18 protein-coding genes are annotated in these 19261 nt (G+C 42.6%); 13 read left to right on the forward strand and 5 right to left on the reverse strand.

What is annotated here, in order from left to right; genetic code table 11:
* The first annotated feature begins 25 nt into the window (after nucleotides 1-25).
* The 4 genes from L0M85_RS00340 to metG all read left to right on the forward strand — a co-directional run bounded on the left by L0M85_RS00340 (nucleotide 26) and on the right by metG (nucleotide 3867).
* On the forward strand, nucleotides 26-181 hold the full coding sequence (locus L0M85_RS00340; RefSeq protein ID WP_192831476.1) for a hypothetical protein: 156 nt from the start codon (nucleotides 26-28) through the stop codon (nucleotides 179-181).
* A gap of 149 nt (nucleotides 182-330) precedes the next feature.
* Nucleotides 331-789: a Fur family transcriptional regulator gene (locus tag L0M85_RS00345; RefSeq protein WP_048687796.1), complete on the forward strand. Its 459-nt coding sequence runs from the start codon at nucleotides 331-333 to the stop codon at nucleotides 787-789.
* Between the two features lie 233 nt (nucleotides 790-1022).
* Entirely contained in the window at nucleotides 1023-1715 is a 693-nt protein-coding gene (locus tag L0M85_RS00350; protein WP_000240129.1) for a phosphoglycerate mutase, read from the forward strand.
* 160 nt (nucleotides 1716-1875) lie between these two features.
* Nucleotides 1876-3867, forward strand: a complete 1992-nt coding sequence (gene metG, locus L0M85_RS00355; protein WP_238656037.1) for a methionine--tRNA ligase — start codon at nucleotides 1876-1878, stop codon at nucleotides 3865-3867.
* Nucleotides 3868-4372: 505 nt separating this feature from the next.
* Here metG and L0M85_RS00360 read toward each other — a convergent pair.
* Nucleotides 4373-4579, reverse strand: a complete 207-nt coding sequence (locus L0M85_RS00360; protein WP_156676187.1) for a helix-turn-helix transcriptional regulator — start codon at nucleotides 4577-4579, stop codon at nucleotides 4373-4375.
* Nucleotides 4580-4589: 10 nt separating this feature from the next.
* Entirely contained in the window at nucleotides 4590-5111 is a 522-nt protein-coding gene (locus L0M85_RS00365) for a DUF2975 domain-containing protein (RefSeq protein ID WP_125335251.1), read from the reverse strand.
* A gap of 176 nt (nucleotides 5112-5287) precedes the next feature.
* Between L0M85_RS00365 and L0M85_RS00370 the strand changes: the two genes are divergently transcribed.
* The gene (locus L0M85_RS00370) at nucleotides 5288-6556 is read left to right on the forward strand and encodes a DUF6287 domain-containing protein (protein ID WP_238656039.1); all 1269 of its coding nucleotides are present in this window, start codon (nucleotides 5288-5290) and stop codon (nucleotides 6554-6556) included.
* A gap of 134 nt (nucleotides 6557-6690) precedes the next feature.
* Here L0M85_RS00370 and L0M85_RS00375 read toward each other — a convergent pair whose 3' ends face one another.
* Nucleotides 6691-7875: a DUF2974 domain-containing protein gene (locus L0M85_RS00375; protein WP_238656041.1), complete on the reverse strand. Its 1185-nt coding sequence runs from the start codon at nucleotides 7873-7875 to the stop codon at nucleotides 6691-6693.
* Between the two features lie 183 nt (nucleotides 7876-8058).
* On the opposite strand from L0M85_RS00375, the gene L0M85_RS00380 reads away from it, so the two are divergent.
* The 5 genes from L0M85_RS00380 (at nucleotide 8059) to L0M85_RS00395 (ending at nucleotide 12750) form a co-directional block, all read left to right on the forward strand.
* The gene (locus L0M85_RS00380) at nucleotides 8059-8736 is read left to right on the forward strand and encodes a response regulator transcription factor (RefSeq protein WP_006596753.1); all 678 of its coding nucleotides are present in this window, start codon (nucleotides 8059-8061) and stop codon (nucleotides 8734-8736) included.
* Nucleotides 8729-9703, forward strand: a complete 975-nt coding sequence (locus L0M85_RS00385) for a sensor histidine kinase (protein WP_236127958.1) — start codon at nucleotides 8729-8731, stop codon at nucleotides 9701-9703. Before L0M85_RS00380 ends, L0M85_RS00385 begins: the two co-directional genes overlap by 8 nt.
* Before the next feature lie 158 nt (nucleotides 9704-9861).
* A complete protein-coding gene (locus L0M85_RS10010) occupies nucleotides 9862-9990 on the forward strand; it encodes a hypothetical protein (protein ID WP_023022528.1) in 129 nt (42 codons plus the stop codon).
* A gap of 15 nt (nucleotides 9991-10005) precedes the next feature.
* Nucleotides 10006-10764, forward strand: coding sequence for an ABC transporter ATP-binding protein (locus tag L0M85_RS00390; protein ID WP_125335260.1), 759 nt, complete (start codon nucleotides 10006-10008; stop codon nucleotides 10762-10764).
* The gene (locus tag L0M85_RS00395) at nucleotides 10765-12750 is read left to right on the forward strand and encodes an ABC transporter permease (protein WP_125335262.1); all 1986 of its coding nucleotides are present in this window, start codon (nucleotides 10765-10767) and stop codon (nucleotides 12748-12750) included. It begins immediately after the preceding gene.
* A 367-nt stretch (nucleotides 12751-13117) separates the two neighbouring features.
* On the opposite strand, the gene L0M85_RS00400 is transcribed toward L0M85_RS00395, so the two are convergent.
* On the reverse strand, nucleotides 13118-13381 hold the full coding sequence (locus L0M85_RS00400; protein ID WP_003012241.1) for a SemiSWEET family transporter: 264 nt from the start codon (nucleotides 13379-13381) through the stop codon (nucleotides 13118-13120).
* 280 nt (nucleotides 13382-13661) lie between these two features.
* On the opposite strand from L0M85_RS00400, the gene L0M85_RS00405 reads away from it, so the two are divergent.
* The 3 genes from L0M85_RS00405 (at nucleotide 13662) to L0M85_RS00415 (ending at nucleotide 16864) form a co-directional block, all read left to right on the forward strand.
* Nucleotides 13662-13919 (forward strand): SemiSWEET family transporter, encoded by a 258-nt coding sequence (locus tag L0M85_RS00405; protein ID WP_003006102.1) that lies wholly within the window; start codon nucleotides 13662-13664, stop codon nucleotides 13917-13919.
* Between the two features lie 175 nt (nucleotides 13920-14094).
* Nucleotides 14095-14862 (forward strand): ABC transporter ATP-binding protein, encoded by a 768-nt coding sequence (locus tag L0M85_RS00410; protein ID WP_048691853.1) that lies wholly within the window; start codon nucleotides 14095-14097, stop codon nucleotides 14860-14862.
* Nucleotides 14855-16864 (forward strand): FtsX-like permease family protein, encoded by a 2010-nt coding sequence (locus L0M85_RS00415; RefSeq protein ID WP_238656043.1) that lies wholly within the window; start codon nucleotides 14855-14857, stop codon nucleotides 16862-16864. Before L0M85_RS00410 ends, L0M85_RS00415 begins: the two co-directional genes overlap by 8 nt.
* Nucleotides 16865-17186: 322 nt before the next feature.
* Here the strand turns inward: L0M85_RS00415 and L0M85_RS00420 are convergent, their stop codons facing one another.
* Nucleotides 17187-19151, reverse strand: a complete 1965-nt coding sequence (locus L0M85_RS00420) for a peptide ABC transporter substrate-binding protein (RefSeq protein WP_238656045.1) — start codon at nucleotides 19149-19151, stop codon at nucleotides 17187-17189.
* Between the last annotated feature and the right edge of the window lie 110 nt (nucleotides 19152-19261).

Here is a 19261-nt window from a genome sequence, read left to right on the forward strand (position 1 = left end):
AAAATTGAGAAATGGAGGGTGGACCATGAGATGGATTGTTGGAATCTTTGTTCTGCTCATGATTAAGCCAATTATTTATCTATTGAAAGGTCTCTGGTTTATGGTGGAACTCTTCTTTATGTTCCTCTTTGTTAAAATTTTACTAGGAACTATGAGATGGATCTTTAGTTGGGGAAGTTAAGATTAGATATAAAAAAGTGTGGGAGTAAAGGAGCTTGATTCGAGCTAATTTAATCCTGCACTTTTTCTTATTTACAAACATTCTAATTAGGCAAAATGTGGTATTCGTGATATAATAGTTTTAAAGAAGAGACAGAAAGGGGAAAGACCATGCTAGCTTGTTTAACGCTCGATTCCGTTCAACAAGAAAAAGTGGAAGATGTATTGCAACACTTGCGTAAAAAATCTGTACGGATTACAGAGACGCGTCGGGCTGTCCTTTCCTATCTTGTCAAAAGTCAGGAACATCCAAGTGCAGATGCCATCTATCAGGACTTGAAACCAGCCTTTCCCAATATGAGCCTGGCAACCGTTTATAACAATCTCAAGGTCCTCATTGAAGAAGGTTTTGTCTCTGAAATTAAAGTTCGTAATGATACCACGACCTACTTTGACTTTATGGGACACGATCATTTGAATTTGATTTGTGAGTCTTGTGGGAAGATTGATGATATTGATATCGAAGTTCCAGACGTGAGAGCAGAAGCGAGAGAAAAAAGTGGCTACGTCATTACCAAGTGCCAAACCACAGTTTATGGCCTTTGTCCGGAATGCCAGAAGCAATTGTAGGCAAACCTCTTTTTAGAGGTTTTTTTGTTTAGTCTTGTTTGTGGAAAGAGGGTGGAAGAGGCAGGATTTAGAACCTGGTGAGAGCGACTTGTAAATGTCCATGAAAAAGAATTGATAAAATTTTCACGAAATCTTCGATCTAGCTCTGTTAAGACTAGATTTTTCCCTCAAAATCTAGTAGAATAGAATAGATAAACGAGGGTAACCTCGGAAAATAAAAGGAGATCCATCTAATGGTAAAATTGGTTTTTGCTCGCCACGGTGAGTCTGAATGGAACAAAGCTAACCTTTTCACTGGTTGGGCTGATGTTGATTTGTCTGAAAAAGGTACACAACAAGCGATCGACGCTGGTAAATTGATCAAAGAAGCTGGTATCGAATTTGACCAAGCTTACACTTCAGTATTGAAACGTGCGATCAAAACAACTAACTTGGCTCTTGAAGCTTCTGACCAATTATGGGTTCCAGTTGAAAAATCATGGCGCTTGAACGAACGTCACTACGGTGGTTTGACTGGTAAAAACAAAGCTGAAGCTGCAGAACAATTTGGTGATGAGCAAGTTCACATCTGGCGTCGTTCATACGATGTATTGCCTCCAAACATGGATCGCGATGATGAGCACTCAGCACACACTGACCGTCGTTACGCTTCACTTGACGACTCAGTAATTCCAGATGCTGAAAACTTGAAAGTAACTTTGGAACGTGCCCTTCCATTCTGGGAAGATAAAATCGCTCCAGCTCTTAAAGATGGTAAAAATGTATTCGTAGGAGCACACGGTAACTCAATCCGTGCCCTTGTGAAACACATCAAAGGTTTGTCAGACGACGAAATCATGGATGTGGAAATCCCTAACTTCCCACCATTGGTATTCGAATTTGACGAAAAATTGAACGTAGTTTCTGAATACTATCTTGGAAAGTAAGATAGCAGGATTCGTTATCAATCATAGAAAGCTGACTTCGGTCAGCTTTTTTGCTTGCCTTCCTTAGATCCTAGCTGTTTTTTGGTTTTCAGGGCCTCCTAAAAATGATATAATGGGGTGTTAGTACATAAGGTTTCATTAGCCTTGAAAGGAAAAGAAAATGACAAAATCATTCTACATCACAACCCCTATCTATTACCCATCTGGTAAATTGCATATTGGTTCAGCTTATACAACGATCGCTTGTGACGTCTTGGCGCGTTACAAACGCATGATGAACTACGATGTTTTCTACCTGACTGGTCTCGATGAGCACGGGCAAAAGATCCAGCAGAAAGCGGAAGAAGCTGGGATTACGCCGCAAGCTTATGTAGATGGGATGGCGGTTGGAGTGAAAGAACTCTGGCAATTACTCGATATCTCATATGATAAATTCATCCGTACGACAGACGATTACCATGAAAAAGTGGTGGCCCAAGTCTTTGAACGCTTGCTGGCGCAAGACGACATCTACCTAGGTGAGTACTCTGGCTGGTATTCAGTCTCTGATGAAGAGTTCTTTACAGAAAGCCAATTGGCTGAGGTATACCGTGATGAGAATGGCAAGGTCATCGGTGGGGTAGCCCCATCAGGACACGAAGTAGAATGGGTTTCTGAAGAATCTTATTTCCTTCGTCTCAGCAAATACCAAGACCGCTTGGTTGAATTTTTCAAATCCCAACCAGATTTCATCACGCCAGATGGCCGTCTCAATGAAATGTTGAAAAACTTCATTGAGCCAGGTTTGGAAGACTTGGCGGTATCTCGGACCACCTTTACTTGGGGTGTACAGGTTCCATCCAATCCTAGACACGTTGTCTACGTTTGGTTTGATGCCCTTCTCAACTATGTGACGGCTCTTGGATATGGTCAAGAAGATCATGAAAACTTTGATAAGTTCTGGAACGGAACGGTCTTCCACATGGTCGGAAAAGACATCCTTCGTTTCCACTCCATCTACTGGCCAATCCTTCTCATGATGTTGGATATCAAATTGCCAGAACGTTTGATTGGCCACGGTTGGTTTGTCATGAAAGACGGCAAGATGTCTAAGTCTAAAGGAAATGTCATCTACCCTGAAATGTTGGTGGAACGCTTCGGCTTGGATCCACTTCGTTACTACCTCATGCGCAGTTTGCCAGTTGGTTCAGACGGTACCTTCACACCAGAAGACTACGTGGCTCGCATCAACTATGAATTGGCCAATGACCTTGGAAACCTCCTTAACCGGACTGTAGCCATGATCAATAAATACTTTGGTGGGCAAGTTCCAGCCTATGTCGAAAATGTCACTGCATTTGATGCAGATTTGGCTAAGGTAGTTGAAGAAAATATCGCTGAATACCACAAGCAAATGAATGCGGTTGATTACCCACGCGCTTTGGAAGCCGTATGGAATATCATCTCTCGGACCAACAAGTACATCGATGAGACTGCTCCTTGGGTCCTCGCCAAAGAAGATGGCGACAAGGAACAATTGGCAGCGGTCATGGCTCACTTAGCTGCTGGCCTTCGTGTCGTGGCTCATTTGATCCAACCATTCATGATGAACACCTCAAATGCCATCATGGAACAACTTGGCTTGGGCTTGGACTTCGATCTTGAAAACTTGACTTTAGCAGGCTTCCCTGAAAATGTCACAGTGGTGGCCAAAGGAACTCCAATCTTCCCACGTCTCGACATGGAAGAAGAAATTGCCTACATCCAATCTCAAATGAACGCAGGCAAACCTCAAGAAAAGGAATGGATTCCAGAAGAAGTAGAACTCAAGTCTGAAAAAGACGAGATCAAGTTTGAAGACTTTGACAAGGTTGAAATCCGTGTAGCAGAAGTCAAAGAAGTGGAACGCGTCGAAGGATCAGACAAATTGCTTCGCTTCCGCCTAGATGCAGGAGATGGCGAAGACCGTCAAATCCTCTCTGGTATCGCGAAATTCTATCCAAATGAACAAGAATTGGTCGGCAAGAAACTTCAAATCGTGGCCAACCTCAAACCACGTAAGATGATGAAAAAATACGTCAGCCAAGGCATGATTCTTTCAGCTGAACACGGAGATCAATTAACAGTCTTAACAGTTGATCCATCTGTTCCAAATGGAAGCATCATCGGCTAAACGATAGACAAAGAAAAAATCATCTAAAAAACTTTCCTTAGGTGAGTACGGACGTCAGCGAACTTCGAAGAAGTTCCATGACTTAGTTTTGGACCCTAGGTTCCAAAACTCCCGAGTGCTAGAAACACAATTGTTTCTAGCACTTTTCTCACGGTGGAAAGTTTCAGTAGATGATTGAATAATTCTTACGAATTAATTTTTTAATTTTTATAGAATTTATTTGATTTGTAAGGAAGAACAGGTTGTCTATGCTCTCAAGCACTCCCGCGGGAGTGCTTTTGTTGTATTGATATAGTTCCCATCATTGAATTTTACAAGGATGGTAGCTGAGTCCTATTAGTAATGAATGTTAATGGATGACTTCCGCAGTGAGAAAAGAGTCTGAAACGTTATCGTTTCAGACTCTCGGAAGATTTGAGACAGTAGGCTCAAATCTTAGGTATGGAGTCCCAAAGGGATTCGCTACCGTCCGTCCTCACCTAAGGAAAGTCTCCGAATATAGTTCCTATTCATCTGGCCGGTATTCCAGGATATCTCCTGGCTGGCAGTCGAGTTCTTTGCAGATGGCTTCAAGGGTGGTGAAGCGGATGGCTTTGGCCTTACCGGTTTTGAGGATGGAGAGGTTGGCAGTCGTGATGCCGATTTTGTCGGCTAGCTCGTTGGATTTCATTTTTCGCTTGGCCAGCATGACATCTAAATTGATGATAATCATGGCACCCTCCTTAAATGGTTAGCTCATTTTCTTCGGCAATCTCAATCCCTCTCTCTAAAATCTTGCCAAGGACCCAGACGATTGGAACGGCAAGGAGAAGCCCTGTGTTAAAGGTAAATTGGAAGGTGAAGGGAAGGAGATAAGCATTGCCGCTGGTTTCAAGTGTGCCAGACATAAAAGACAAGACCAAGAGAATCTTCCAAGCTCGGTTGCAAAGATCAATGTTGGAGTGAGAAAAGATCTTTTCTTGGTAGAGATTTTGGAGGAAGCTGCGAATGGTGATGAGAAGGTAAATATAGATAGCGCTTGAGGCTAGTGGGAAGAGCAGCTGCCAGAGAGGTTGGAGATGTTTGGGGAAGAGTTGGATGCCATTCACATCAAAGGACAAGCGTCCAGATTGAATGAGATCCTTAAACACTCCCATCCGGGAAAGCAGGTGGACGACCAGTGCAGCCAGGGTCATAAAGCCACAGAAGTAAATGAAAGCCGTTAAGACTTCAATGACATTTTTTAAGGTTTTTGAGTTTTTCATCGCAAGCCTCCTTGAAGTTTTTTTTATTTTTCACTTATAGTATACTCCTTATAAAAAATAAGTCAATAAAAAAGTATCGAAAAACGATAAAAAATTTATGAATTTCAGTCAAAATTTGCTTTAAATAGAATTTAAGGTATACTATTAGGTAACTACCATTTCAAGGAGGTGTTGAAATGATCAAAAAGTTAGATAAGAAATATCTTTGGATGATCGTCGCTTTTGTGAGTGCGGTGGTTCTAATCGGAGGAGTCTATCTCTACTCTAGCTCCAATATTCAACCGGATCATCAAAAAGAGTTCAACCAGACTTCGAAGACCTCGTCTTCATCTAAGGAAAAAGCCATCGATCTGTCTGGTGAATATGTATCTAATGCGCGTGATAAGGCTAAGATTCAGAAAAATGGGAAATCTTGGAAAATTGATTATGAGACAGAAGATGGACCTGTATCAGCAACGTTCTCAACGGATTTCAAAGTAGAAGGTGCCAATAAAGTTTCTACTAGTCAGATGAAAAAGTCTGATGGAAATACTGATTTCACCGTCACTGTGCGTATCTTTAAATACCAATCAGATAAGGATCCCCTCATTACGGTAACCATGTCAGATAAAGACCCCGATCATGAGATGGTCTTTGCCAATCGGAAGGATTTCTTCAAGTCGACGAATCCAGATGATGCGGTATTGGATGGGGATTTGACAACTTTCGCAGGAAGCTATTCCAATGAATCGATTGAAAAGCAGATTGCAGATTCTGGCTTTATGTTGTATGGCTATAGTCCAGAAGATTATTACAATCACCGGACTACTGTCTTCCCTTCTATCTACTCTGATCAGGATAAGGGATGGAGCTTCTGGAGTGGAGCTAGCAATGTCCAATTTGTCCTCAATAAAGATAAGAAACCTAAGAAAGCTGGATCAACCTATCAGGTTTACTTTGTCCAAGCTGGAACAACTGGAGCAAGTACTGGTCAAGAATTGATTGTCACCTTGATTCCTGAAAATGTTCAAGGTCCTGATGGCGTCGTTTCACCTTTGAGACGCATCTTCTACCATCAAGCCTCCTTCCAAGCCTACCAGGACAAATGGTGGGAAGCTTACCCAGAGCCTAAGAAGGAAGTAGACCTTGATATTGCGGCCATCAATAGTGGAGACTTCTCAAGTCTGGCAGGGACATGGCGCAATGCTAAAGGCCAGGAGATGGTCATTCAAGAAGATGGAACTGTGAAAGGTCAAGGAAGATTAAAAGCAGTGCCGAACTCGGATAAGACAAGTAAAGTCTCTTATGTAGATCTACGTGTGGGAGAAACAGGAGTGGCAGTTGGCCTCTTTAAGATTGGTTTTGAAAATCCTGATGGAGACCAGTCAGATAAGAGCAAACCTCGTTTGGTTGTTACCCAATCAGCTGGGAACTATCCAGCAGATCAATACTTCTATCGTCAATAAGAAGCGAAAACCCAGGAAATGTGATCTCCTGGGTTTTGTTTTGCTTTAATGAAATCTCTTTCTATAAAAAAAATTCGTTTACACCATTGGATGTAAACGATATTGTTACAGTTTATAAAATAGAGTTAAAATTATCAATCTTTGTGCTCAAGAAGCAGAGCTGAGGAGGACTCGACTGCGTTCTTTCGCTTGAAAAATGTAGCCATTTGAACCAGGATCCGGGGAACTGTTTGCCATTTTTTCCAAGCTTGGACACGGGTATCGAGGAGTTGCTTGGCTAGACGTTCCAGCATTTCTCTTTCTGTTGGATCTAGGTCCTGAGCATTTTGAAAGATTTCTTTGATCTTGGAGAAATTTTTCAAGTTCCTCAAATCATTAATCGAAGTGATGCCGGCGTCCAGAAAAATGCCAAAAAAAGTATCAAAGAACTTCTTGCGCTCATCCGCCGATGTTTCGCGAACCCACTGCTTCAGGGTCTCGTCGGTCTGCTGGCTATCGGGACTGGTTTGATCCAGGGTCACAAATCCATCCTTTTCAACCATCCAAGTAAAGGCGTCATGCTGGGCAAAGCCACCAAAGGCACGGCTTTTGACAATCGTAGAAGACTCAGGAACTTCCAACATCATCCCAACGATGGACCCTTGCGGGACAAAGCGGTGAACGAGGTGCGCGATTCGTTGATAGCCCTCCGTTTCGATAATGGCCTTGTTGAGGCCAGGCGCGTCGTAACAGTAGATGGCGTCGACCTGTTCAATCAGATGATCTGGAAGGTAAGAGCAGGCGTAGGCTGCGAGATTGCCTCCTTTGGAGTGGCCGGCTACCATAAAGCGTCCTTTAGGAAATTCCTTCATGACATGTTGTAGGTAGCTGGCTGCACGCCTCTGAGATGGGACATGGTCCATATAGGTCATGTGGAAGTCTTCCTTCCAGCCGATCAAGGTATCATCCGTCCCCCTGAAGACAACTAAATAAACATCCATAGTAAGACGATAGGTCATAGCCGCAAACTGCTTCTGAACATCGGGGTCATATTCGTCGACATAGTTAAGAAGTTTGAGATTCTTAAAGCGTTTGGATGTAGCTAGGACATCGACTAATTGCAGGTGTTGGTCTGTCACGATGAAATCTGTGGTTCGATCGACTAGCTCTGCTGCATCAGATAAGCGGACTTCAATATTGGTCGTATCCCCTTGGGGCACGATTCGATCAAAAGGAAGATAGGTCAGCTCTGTCAGTGACAGGACATCGAGTTCCTTAAAAGGGCGATCGTAGATGGAATCATAGGCGACATAGTCTAGATAATCAAAAATCGTGGACATGAGATTCTCCTTTGTATCTGTATGTTCAGTATAGCATAAAATACCTGAAAAGCCCCTCAGTAAAAATAGGAAATTGACGAAAGGAGTTACCTGTAAGTTGAGATGGCGAAAAAAATGTATGCTCCTTGGATAATTTGATATAATGAAAGGGTAATACTCTAGTAAGAAAGAGAAGGAAAGAGCATGCACAAAATTCTTCTTGTCGAAGATGATGAAACCATTCGCCAACAAGTGAAGAAAATCATGGAGCAGTGGGGCTTTGAAGTTATTGCAGTTGATGACTTTATGGATGTATTGGGGACCTTCGTCCAGACCAATCCTCATCTGATTCTGATGGATATTGGCCTTCCTCTTTATAATGGTTACCATTGGTGCCAGGAGATTCGTAAGGTGTCTAAGGTCCCTATCATGTTTTTATCCTCACGAGATCAAGCTATGGACATCGTCATGGCTATCAATATGGGAGGAGATGACTATGTGACCAAGCCATTTGATCCCAATGTCCTTTTGGCAAAAATTCAGGGTCTCCTTCGCCGCTCTTATGAGTTTGGAACTGATCAAGATTTGTTAGAACACCGGGGCGCCATCCTCAATCTCAAATCCATGGATCTGGTCTACGAGGGAGAGGTGGTTAATTTGACCAAAAATGAATTTCAAATTCTTCGCATCCTTTTTGAAAAAGCTGGAAGTGTAGTGGCTCGGGATGATTTAATGAAGGAACTGTGGAACAGTGATTTCTTTATTGATGATAACACCCTCTCGGTCAATGTAGCTAGACTTCGGAAGAAACTCGAAGAAGCAGGACTGGAACATTTTATCGAAACGAAAAAAGGGATAGGATACGGGTTGAGCAATGGATAATCGATTCTTATTTGTCAAACACTATCTGATTTCTCACCGTCGCTATCTCTATTTGATTGGTTTACTCCTTTCATCCCTGGTCTTGTTTGCCTATATATTCGAAGGCTACCGCAATTTTCTCCTTTACCTGACAGGAATTTTGGCTTTTTTGAGTCTTCTTCTGGTCATTTGGGATGCAGTGGCTGGATATCAGGCCTGTCGTAAGGAAGTGCTCTATGGGGAGGGACCACCTGAGACCCCTCTAGAACTGGTCTTGAGTCAGAAACTAGCAACCAGTCAGCAAGCCCAACGTGAGCAGACAACGGTGAGTCTAGAGACCTACAATGACCTGATGGATTACTATACCCTCTGGGTTCACCAGATTAAGACGCCCATTGCGGCCAGTCAACTCTTGGTTAAAAATATAGAAGACAGCGACCTGAGACAACAAATGGAGCAGGAGCTCTTTAAGATTGATTCCTATGCTAATGTGGTCCTCCAGTATCTGAGACTCGAAAGCTTTCACGATGATTTGGTGCTTAAGCGTGTTCCACTCGAAGAGCTGGTCAAAGAAGTGGTGCGAAAGTATGCCATCTTCTTTATTCAAAAGGGCTTGACGGTGGATCTGCATGACTTAGATGTCGCCGTCATTACCGATCGCAAGTGGCTCTTGGTCATCATCGAGCAATTGCTGTCTAATAGTCTCAAGTATACCAGCACTGGCGGGATTGAGATCTATTTCAAAGACCAGACCCTTTTTATGAAAGATAGTGGGATTGGAATTAAGGATAGCGATATACTCCGTGTCTTTGAGCGGGGATTCTCCGGCTACAATGGGCATTTGACCCAGCAATCTTCTGGACTAGGCCTCTATCTGTCTAAAAAGATTGCCGATCAGCTAGGACATCAGATTCAGATGACGTCTCAGGTCGGCCAAGGGACGACTGTTGCCATTCACTTTGAAGAGAAGAAGTTGGTCATGGATTAGGGGAATTCGTCGGTATCTAATGTTTCTCTCCCTATGCTTCTCTTTTATTTGAAAATGACAAAAATGTAAGATTTAATTTTAAAAATGAAAGGTTAGGTTATGGTGACCACCTTTTATTTTTTATACAATAGTCTCATCAAATGAAGGAGGTCAAGAAAATGAAACTCTTGAAATGGATGAAAGAACCCAAAAAGATTAAGAAACCAAATAAGAAAACTGATTTGGAAAAGGCGGAATTTGGTCGCCAAGTCCTACAACAAACCCAAGAATTTTTCTTGATCTACTAGTATAAGGAGAAAAGTATGTCATTGCTAGACGTTCAACATATCAAAAAAATCTACAAAACCCGCTTTCAAGGGACGCAGGTCGAAGCATTGAAAGATATCCACTTCACCGTGGAAAAAGGGGAGTATGTCGCTATCATGGGGGAATCAGGGTCTGGGAAATCGACCCTTCTCAATATCCTAGCTATGCTGGACCAGCCGACGGAAGGGCGGGTCTACCTAAATAGCATAGACACCTCGACCATCAAGAACAAGGATGCTTCGAGCTTCCGTCGCGAAAAGTTAGGATTTGTCTTTCAAGACTTTAACCTGCTCGACACCTTATCCGTCAAGGATAATATCCTCTTGCCTCTCGTCCTTTCTCGCAAAGCGGTCAAGGAAATGATGACTAAGGTGGATGGCGTCAGTCGGGAGTTGGGCATTCACCAACTGCTTGAAAAATATCCCTACGAGATTTCTGGTGGGCAAAAACAACGGGTAGCTGTAGCACGGGCCATCATCACCTCACCTGAAATTCTCCTTGCTGATGAGCCAACAGGGGCGCTGGATTCCAAGTCTTCGGCTGCTTTGCTAGATGTCTTTGAAGATATCAACACCATGGGGCAAACCATTCTCATGGTGACCCACTCAACCGCAGCGGCAGCTCGGGCCAAGCGCGTGCTCTTTATCAAGGATGGAATTCTCTACAACCAGATCTTCCGCGGGGAAAAAACAGAACGTCAGATGTTCCAAGAAATCTCGGATACTTTGACGGTTATGGCAAGTGAGGTGGGGTAGATGTTTCGGTTAACCACTAAATTAGCTTGCTCCAATCTGATCAAGAACCGCAAGCTCTATTATCCCTTTGCGATTGCGGTCATTCTAGCAGTGACCATCGCCTACCTCTTTGACTCCCTGACCTTTAATCCCCACATTCAGGAGCTTCGAGGGGGATCTCCCATACTCTTCACCCTTGGATTGGGACTGTTCGTGGTCAATGCCGCGGGAGCTATCATCGTGCTCTATGCCAATAGCTTCGTCATGAAAAACCGCTCCAAGGAGCTGGGAATCTACAGCATGCTGGGCCTTGAGAAACGCCATCTCATCAGTATGATCTTCAAGGAGCTCTTGATGTTTGGCTTTGTGACTATCTCAGCTGGTGTTTTGATTGGGGCTCTCTTTGACAAGCTGATCTTTGCCTTTCTCTTGAAACTCATGAAGATGAAGGTCCAGCTAGTATCCACCTTCCAACCTGGGATTGTAATTTTGGTCTTTGTCACCTTTGGTCTCATCTTTGGCCTCCTAGTTTTTCTCAACGCTTGGCGCATTCTCCGTTTGAATGCTCTGCAGTTGACGCGTGAGAAGGCTAGTGGTGAAAAGAAAGCCCGCTTCTTGTGGCCCCAAACCATCCTTGGCATAGCTTCTCTCGGTTTTGGCTACTATCTAGCGCTAGCTGTTGAAGACCCCATGTCTGCGATTGTGATCTTCTTTCTAGCAGTTATCTTGGTCATGATCGGAACTTATCTGCTCTTTAATGCAGGGATCACTGTCTTCTTGCACTTGCTTAAGAAAAAGAAGGCCTATTATTACCAACCCAACAACATGATTTCGGTCTCTAACCTCATCTATCGCATGAAGAAAAATGCAGTGGGCCTTGCGACCATTGCCATCCTCTCAACCATGGTGCTGGTGACGATCTCTGCTGCCACCAACATCTATGTTGGTGGTGAAATGATCAAAAAAATCATGAATCCACATGATTTCTCCATTCAAGGAAAAGGCGTGGATTTGGAGCTAATCAATCAAAAATTTGATGAATTTGCATCTGAGCACCAGCTTGAGATCAAAAATCGTGACCTGATGAACTATGCTACCTTTGGGGTCGAATCACAAAAGGGCACAGACTTCACGGTCTATCCTGATGATGAACACGATGTCAGACCGAGAACAGTCTTTCTGGTCTTTGATGCAGCTAGCTATGAGCAGATGACAGGAGAACACGTCGATCTGACCGGCAACCAAGTCATCCTCTTTGCCCACAACAAGGCTCTGAAAGGGCAAAAGCAGTTTACTATTAATGGGCAAGACTTTCAAGTCAAGGAAGAAGTGACCAAGGATTTTATCACCGATCATGTCCCAAATATCTTCAATATGCTGACAGAGGATTTTAATTACCTGATCGTGCCTGACCTTTCAGCCTTTGTCGCTCAGTTTCCGAACCTTGCTGTCATTACTCAAATCTATGGTGGTTTCAATGTCAATGTCGATGAAGACAAGCAACTCAAGCTGGCTGCCAGCTATGACAAGATGATCGATGAATTGAGCAGCCAACAGGCCCAAGGAACATTTGTCTATGGAGGGAATCGAGCATATAATGTGAGAGAAATGAATAGCATTTTTGGAGGCATCTTCTTTATCGGGATTTTCTTGTCATTGATCTTTATGGTCGGAACGGTCATCGTCATCTACTACAAGCAAATCTCGGAAGGCTATGAAGACCGTGACCGCTTCGTCATCCTCCAACAGGTGGGGCTTGATGAAAACGAGGTCAAACGGACCATCAACCGTCAAGTGCGAACCGTCTTCTTCCTTCCCCTCATCTTTGCCTTTGTCCACCTGGCCTTTGCCTACCATATGATCCGCCTGATCCTTAAAGTGCTCGGTGTCATCAATAGTAGCCAAGTCCTCATCGTGACCCTCAGTGTCTGTGCCGTCTTTTTCATCACCTACCTAATCGTCTTTTGGATCACCTCTCGGAGCTATCGTAAGATTGTGCAGATTTAAGAAAAGAAACTCAAATTAAATTAGAAACTTTCCTTAGGTGAGTACGGACGTCAGCGAACTTCGAAGAAGTTCCATGACTAATTATTGAGCCTAAGGTCTCAATAATTCCGAGTGCCTGAAACATAATTATTTCAGGCACTTTTCTCACAGCGGAAAGTTTCAATATACTCTAATAATAATCAGATATTATTTGGATATTTTTGCACAATAATCCAGCATAGGTTATTCAAAGAAAAGAATTGTCAATTTTTTTAGCTTGCTCATAGCGGGCTTTTTTGTACGAAAACCGACTGCGATTGTTTTTGTTTTTCAAAGGGATACACAAAAAAGACTGAACCCGTAGAGTTCAGTCTTTGTTCACTTTCTATTAAAGTGATGTAAGGAAAGTCAATCCCCCTAGGATGACACCTGCCGAATTCGGAATGATCAAAATCCAGTCTTTTTTAGGTTCCTTTGTCCAACCATAAATGACCCAGATCAAGCAAGAAATAGCAGCTGACAAGGGTTGGAAAGGTTGGGCCTTATTTCCCTGTAAATTAGCAATAATTTGTGGGATGTAGGCAATGAAAACGATAATCCCAATAAAGGCACCGATCGAGCCAACGATTTGGTTGATTTTTTGTTTATTCATAAAATTTTACCTCTGTGTATCAAAATAGCATAAGTAGGAAGAAAATGCAATTAATTTGCATGCTACGCAAAATGAAAACGATCACATTTGCAAAAGAATTAGACAAAGTGTCAAAAAATGGCAACTAGAGAGAAAATCCACTCGAAAAGAAATCCATCTTCCTACAAAATCACAAGATTGTGACACTTTACAGTTCGGTAACATTTGAAAAAAGTACTTGAATTTTAAGAGGGCAAGCGTTAGAATAGTGCATACTTAAAAAATGAAAGGTGTCATAAAAATGAATGAAAAACAAATGAAAATTCTTGGATGGGTTGCGACCTTTATGTCTGTGATGATGTATGTGTCTTACTTCCCACAAATCATGGACAATCTCGCGGGTCACAAAGGAAACTTTGTCCAACCCCTTGTCGCAGCTATCAACTGTAGCCTTTGGGTCTACTACGGACTCTTCAAAAAAGAACGCGATATCCCACTTGCTGCAGCCAATGCTCCAGGGATCATCTTTGGTTTGATCACAGCCATCACAGCTTTATAAGAAGGAACTAGCTCCCGCAAGGAAGCTAGTTTTTTAATACCTTACAGAAATGTAAGAAATCAGGTTGAAAATGAAAGGTTAGCTTATTGTAGATCTCTTTCCAAATCGTTACAATAGAGATGTAAGAAGTTCTATTAATATCAATCATATAACTAGATGGAAATGGAGAATGAAAATGGCCTTATTAGATGTACAACATGTGAAAAAAATTTACAAAACCCGCTTCCAAGGAACTCAGGTCGAAGCCCTAAAAGATATCCACTTCACCGTGGAGAAGGGCGAATACGTCGCCATCATGGGGGAATCAGGGTCCGGGAAATCGACCCTTCTCAATATCCTGGCCATGCTGGACCAGCCGACGGAAGGACGGGTCTACCTCAATGGCACCGACACCTCAACCATCAAGAACAAGGATGCCTCTAGTTTCCGTCGGGAAAAATTAGGTTTTGTCTTTCAAGATTTCAATTTGCTCGATACCTTATCGGTCAAGGACAATATCCTCTTGCCTCTTGTCCTTTCTCGCAGACCAGTCAAGGAAATGATGAGTAAGGCGGAGAGCGTGAGTCGGGAGTTGGGCATTCACCAGCTCTTAGAAAAATACCCTTACGAAATCTCTGGTGGGCAAAAACAACGGGTGGCCGTAGCACGGGCTATTATCACCTCACCTGAAATCCTCCTCGCTGATGAGCCAACAGGGGCGCTGGATTCTAAGTCTTCGGCTGCTTTGCTAGATGTCTTTGAAGATATCAATAGCATGGGGCAAACCATCCTCATGGTGACCCACTCAACTGCAGCGGCAGCTCGGGCTAAGCGCGTGCTCTTTATCAAGGACGGGATCCTCTACAACCAGATCTTCCGTGGTGAAAAGACAGAGCGTCAGATGTTCCAAGAAATCTCAGATACTCTGACAGTCATGGCGGGAAAGGAGGATCGTGATGTTTAAATTAACAAGTAAATTAGCTCTTTCCAACCTCAAACAAAATCGCAAACTCTATTACCCCTTTGCCCTGGCTGTCATTTTAACGACCATGATCCTTTATAGTTTTATCGCCTTGTCATCTACCCCTCATTTAGAGGATTCTTACGGAGGGGGGGCGGCGAGAACTGTTCTTGGTTTTGGTAGTTTCGTTGTCCAGCTGGTCGTCATCATTTTGGTGGCTTATGCCAATGGCTTTGTCATGAAAAACCGTTCCAAAGAACTGGGCTTGTACAGTGTTCTGGGAATGGAGAAGAAGCATCTCCTCATCATGACCTTATGGGAATTGCTCTTCTTCTATGTTCTCACAGTTGGAGTAGGACTGGGTTTGGGGCTCTTATTTGATCGCCTGATTTTTGCCTTGCTCCTAAAATGTATGGGGCTACCAGTCGTCATTCAATCAACCTTCCAGATAGGGGCTGTTCTTAACACTTTACTTGGGTTAGCCTTAGCTTTTGCCCTCATTCTCTTGTTGAATTCTTTCCGCCTCTTGCGCTACAGTTCCCTCCACCTCATGCAACAGAAAAAAGCAGGGGAGAAGAAGGGACGCTTCTTGCTGGTCCAAACTCTTTTAGGACTTGGGCTCTTAGGAATTGCGTTTTATATAGCGCTAACCGTTGAGCGTCCAGTTGCAGCGGTTCAAGGATTCTTTATTGCTGTCATCTTAGTCATTCTGGCGACTTATCTTTTATTCAACGCAGGATCTATTACCTTCTTAAGATTTCTCAAAGGTCGGAAATCCTACTATTACAAGCCAGAGAATTTTATATCTGTCTCCAACTTAATAGCACGGATGCGAAAAAATGCAGCGGGTCTTGCGACCATTAGTATTCTTTCCACCATGGTCTTGGTCACCTTAACCGGGTCGCTCAATATCTTTATTGGAGGACAGAACTACCTAGATACTGTTTACCCTTCTGATTACATGATTAGTGTGGGGCATATGCCTTCAGATGCTGAGACAGAACCAGTTATCAAGGATGTTCAAGCTCAAATTAAGAAAACAGCCGATGCGACAAATCTATCAGATTATCAGGTGGCACAGACAACATACTGGTCGGCTGAAATTCGAAAGATTGATGGAAGGAGCTTAGAGGTTTATGAACAGTCCTATCAAGAAGCTGGTCAGGAGATGGAGATGAAGACAGAGGGAACAGTCTACTTTTTTGATCAGGCGACTTACGAGCAACTGACGGGTCAAAAAGTTGAGCTTGGAGAAAATGAAATCCTAGCCTATGGGTATCAGTATCCAGGAAAATTAGACGCACAATTAGAAATCAATGGGAAGACCTTCACGATTAAACAAAAACTAAACTCCAATTTTATCCAAGGGAAACTCCCTCAATCCGCCCTGTTTCAACACCAAATGGGCTTGTACCTTGTTCTTCCTGACTTGAACCAACTGGGTCTAAAAGTTGATAAGAATTTAGAATTCTCTATTAATGCCAAAAATAAAGACAACAAAGATTTTACTGGTGGCGTGACCAAAGAGCTGTATTCGACAGACAAAATGAGTCAATATGGTGCGACTTATTTTGGTGGATATGAACGATACAGTATAGAGAAGGAGTGGCGTGAAACAGCAGGGACTCTCCTCTTTATCGGGATTTTCCTATCAGTCATCTTTCTATTAGCTACAGTACTCGTCATTTACTACAAGCAGATTTCAGAGGGCTATGAGGACCGGGAAAATTTTGTGATCTTGCAACAAGTAGGATTGGACCAAAAGCAAACCGGCACCACCATTCGCAAACAGATTCTCACCGTCTTTTTCCTTCCTCTATTCTTCTCCTTCCTGTACCTAGGAGTAGCCTACAAGATGATTGCAAAAATCGTTGCCATCCTAGGAGCGACAAATGCGGGCTTGGTCCTTCAAACAACTCTTTCCATTTGTGCTGTCTTTTTCATCTCTTATGTTCTCGTCTTTCTTCTGACTTCTAGAAGTTATCGGAAGATTGTCGTGCGATAGCGTTTGATACGATGGAAGCTTAGGAAAATAGGTGAAGATAAAGCTCCCCTTGAAACTTTCCTTAGGTGAGTACGGACATCAGCGAACTTCTAGGAAGTTCCATGACTTAGTTTTGAACCTAACGTTTCAAAACTCCCGAGTGCTAGAAACAAGAATGTTTCTAGCACTTTTCTCACAGCGGAAAGTTTCAGTGTATGCTTGAATGAGCTAATTGGATGTATTATCTTAATTATTTATGTGTTCCTAATTTGTTCTATATAAAGAAACAATTTGTCTACATTTTAAAACACCGAGGATGTAATCCCCGGTGTTTTTATCGTGATTATTTCACGTGTTTTGCAAGTTCTTCTTGTGCTTTTTTGTTTGATTCTTCTTTTTCTTTCAACCAATTCTTATAAGCTTTGTCATAGTCAGCCGTTGTGACTGTATCACTTTGTAATTCCATGTACTTGTAGTAGCTAGCCCCGTCTTTGATACCGATCAAGGAGAAGGCTTTTGTAAATGGTTTGATCTTCGTGATAGAAGGAACAGCACCTTTAGAGTAGACAGGAAGTGCAAAGGCATTGTCTGTCAACCAAGCTTGAGCAACAGCATATTTTTCATAACGAGTTTTGGTATCCAATTGTTCTGCATTGGCATCATCCAATAGTTGTTTGTACTCGTTCAAACCTAGTTTTTCAATTAGGGCTTGGTCAGTTGCCGGATTGATTCCCATACCTGCTAAGGCTGAACCATCGACTGGATTGAAGATATCCAAGTAAGTTGATGGATCTTGGAAGTCAGGTCCCCATCCAGCGATATCCATATCAAAGTCTTTTTGATCAGGACTTTGAGCGAAGTAGGTTGCATTGTCCGCATCTTCCGTAGACAATTTCTGAACATCCACAACAACATTTTCTTTTCCTAATGTTTTTTCGATGGAGTCTTTCATTGAATCAGCTTGTTGCACAATACTAGCAGAAGATTGGTCAACTACATAGTCGATGTGGATTGGGAATTGAACACCTTGTGCTTGGAGCTCTTCTTTTGCTTTAGCAAATTGTGCTTTAGCCTTGTCCGCATTGAACATGCTATCTTGTGCATCAGCTAGGCTGACATCCTTCCAATCATCTCCTGTTGCAGCAAGTTTTTCTTCAACAACAGTACCGAAGTCTTTGTTGTCTACTTGCACAAATGTTGGAGGTACAAGAAGCGTACGAAGGGTTTTGCTAGCCCCATCTTTACCGTTTGATTGGGCACTTAGAGAAGTACGATCAAGGGCAAAGTTGATGGCTTGACGGAAGTTTTTGTTTTGAAGAGCTGTTTTGGTTTGGTTCTTCTGGTCGTCTGTTGTTTTCTCAGTATGACCGTAGTTTTGACGGTTTACGTTGAAGTAGACATAGTAGACAGTCGCATCTTGCGGTGAATAAACGATATTGTCCTTGAATTTTTTCTCAATGGTACTGAAGGTTGAGCTCGTTGGGAAGAGACGCGCAGTGGTTAAGTTTCCATCAGAGAAGTTACGAGCTAGGTAGTCTTGGTCAGAACCATCGAAGTAGGTCAATTTGATATCATCGATCTTCACATTGTCTTTGTCGTAGTAGTTCTCGTTCTTAGTGAACTCCATTAACGATTTTGAAGTGAAGGATTTCAAGTAGTAAGGACCGTTGTAGAGGATTCCAGAAGGTTTGACGCTACCAAAGTCTTTACCTGCAGACTTGAGGAATTTTTCATTGACGGGCATCATGGTCGAAGTTGTCAATTTAGAATTCCAGAAAGACTCAGGTTGAGCCAAGGTGTATTGAAGGGTATGGTCGTCAACGGCTTTTACTCCAACTTTAGAGAAGTCCGTATTTTTACCAGTGACATAGTCATCCAGGCCGGCTACTGAGTTTTGAACCAAGTAGAGGGCATCTGATTTGTTGTCTGCTACGTATTTCAGAGAAGTGACGAAGTCCTGTGCAGTGACGTCTGCATATTCGTTCCCTTCTGAGTCATACCATTTTGCATCTTTACGAAGTTTGTAAGTATAAGTCAATCCATCCTTAGAAACAGACCAATCTTCTGCTAGAGCAGGGACCAAGTTACCGTATTGGTCGTTTTCAAAAAGTCCATCTACTAAGTTAGTTGTGACATCACTTGTTGTTGAACGGTTTGAAAGGAGGTAGTTCAAAGAGTCTGGATCAGTGCTATACACGTATGAAAAAGTGTTTGTCTGAGAAGACTTTGCAGATGATCCACAAGAAGCAAGGAACAGGGCTGAAGCAACCGTGACACCTGCTAGGAAAGCTAGTTTAGATTTTTTCATCACTTATCTCCTTTAATAAAGATTTTGTATTATTATACACCTTTTTTTATAAAAAGCAAATTTTATTTGAAAATAATTGTATATTTAGTCATAATGCTCGGATTTATCGA

Source organism: Streptococcus sp. DFI.7.26 (assembly GCF_022240605.1).
In the GTDB taxonomy this organism is placed as follows: domain Bacteria; phylum Bacillota; class Bacilli; order Lactobacillales; family Streptococcaceae; genus Streptococcus; species Streptococcus xiaochunlingii.

Excerpts from the sequence above, each read along its gene's own strand:
- L0M85_RS00340 (WP_192831476.1), top strand. The coding sequence starts at position 26 with ATGAGATGGATTGTTGGAATCTTTGTTCTGCTCATGATTAAGCCAATT.
- L0M85_RS00345 (WP_048687796.1), top strand. The coding sequence starts at position 331 with ATGCTAGCTTGTTTAACGCTCGATTCCGTTCAACAAGAAAAAGTGGAA.
- L0M85_RS00350 (WP_000240129.1), top strand. The coding sequence starts at position 1,023 with ATGGTAAAATTGGTTTTTGCTCGCCACGGTGAGTCTGAATGGAACAAA.
- metG (WP_238656037.1), top strand. The coding sequence starts at position 1,876 with ATGACAAAATCATTCTACATCACAACCCCTATCTATTACCCATCTGGT.
- L0M85_RS00360 (WP_156676187.1), bottom strand. The coding sequence starts at position 4,579 with ATGATTATCATCAATTTAGATGTCATGCTGGCCAAGCGAAAAATGAAA.
- L0M85_RS00365 (WP_125335251.1), bottom strand. The coding sequence starts at position 5,111 with ATGAAAAACTCAAAAACCTTAAAAAATGTCATTGAAGTCTTAACGGCT.
- L0M85_RS00370 (WP_238656039.1), top strand. The coding sequence starts at position 5,288 with ATGATCAAAAAGTTAGATAAGAAATATCTTTGGATGATCGTCGCTTTT.
- L0M85_RS00375 (WP_238656041.1), bottom strand. The coding sequence starts at position 7,875 with ATGTCCACGATTTTTGATTATCTAGACTATGTCGCCTATGATTCCATC.
- L0M85_RS00380 (WP_006596753.1), top strand. The coding sequence starts at position 8,059 with ATGCACAAAATTCTTCTTGTCGAAGATGATGAAACCATTCGCCAACAA.
- L0M85_RS00385 (WP_236127958.1), top strand. The coding sequence starts at position 8,729 with ATGGATAATCGATTCTTATTTGTCAAACACTATCTGATTTCTCACCGT.
- L0M85_RS10010 (WP_023022528.1), top strand. The coding sequence starts at position 9,862 with ATGAAACTCTTGAAATGGATGAAAGAACCCAAAAAGATTAAGAAACCA.
- L0M85_RS00390 (WP_125335260.1), top strand. The coding sequence starts at position 10,006 with ATGTCATTGCTAGACGTTCAACATATCAAAAAAATCTACAAAACCCGC.
- L0M85_RS00395 (WP_125335262.1), top strand. The coding sequence starts at position 10,765 with ATGTTTCGGTTAACCACTAAATTAGCTTGCTCCAATCTGATCAAGAAC.
- L0M85_RS00400 (WP_003012241.1), bottom strand. The coding sequence starts at position 13,381 with ATGAATAAACAAAAAATCAACCAAATCGTTGGCTCGATCGGTGCCTTT.
- L0M85_RS00405 (WP_003006102.1), top strand. The coding sequence starts at position 13,662 with ATGAATGAAAAACAAATGAAAATTCTTGGATGGGTTGCGACCTTTATG.
- L0M85_RS00410 (WP_048691853.1), top strand. The coding sequence starts at position 14,095 with ATGGCCTTATTAGATGTACAACATGTGAAAAAAATTTACAAAACCCGC.
- L0M85_RS00415 (WP_238656043.1), top strand. The coding sequence starts at position 14,855 with ATGTTTAAATTAACAAGTAAATTAGCTCTTTCCAACCTCAAACAAAAT.
- L0M85_RS00420 (WP_238656045.1), bottom strand. The coding sequence starts at position 19,151 with ATGAAAAAATCTAAACTAGCTTTCCTAGCAGGTGTCACGGTTGCTTCA.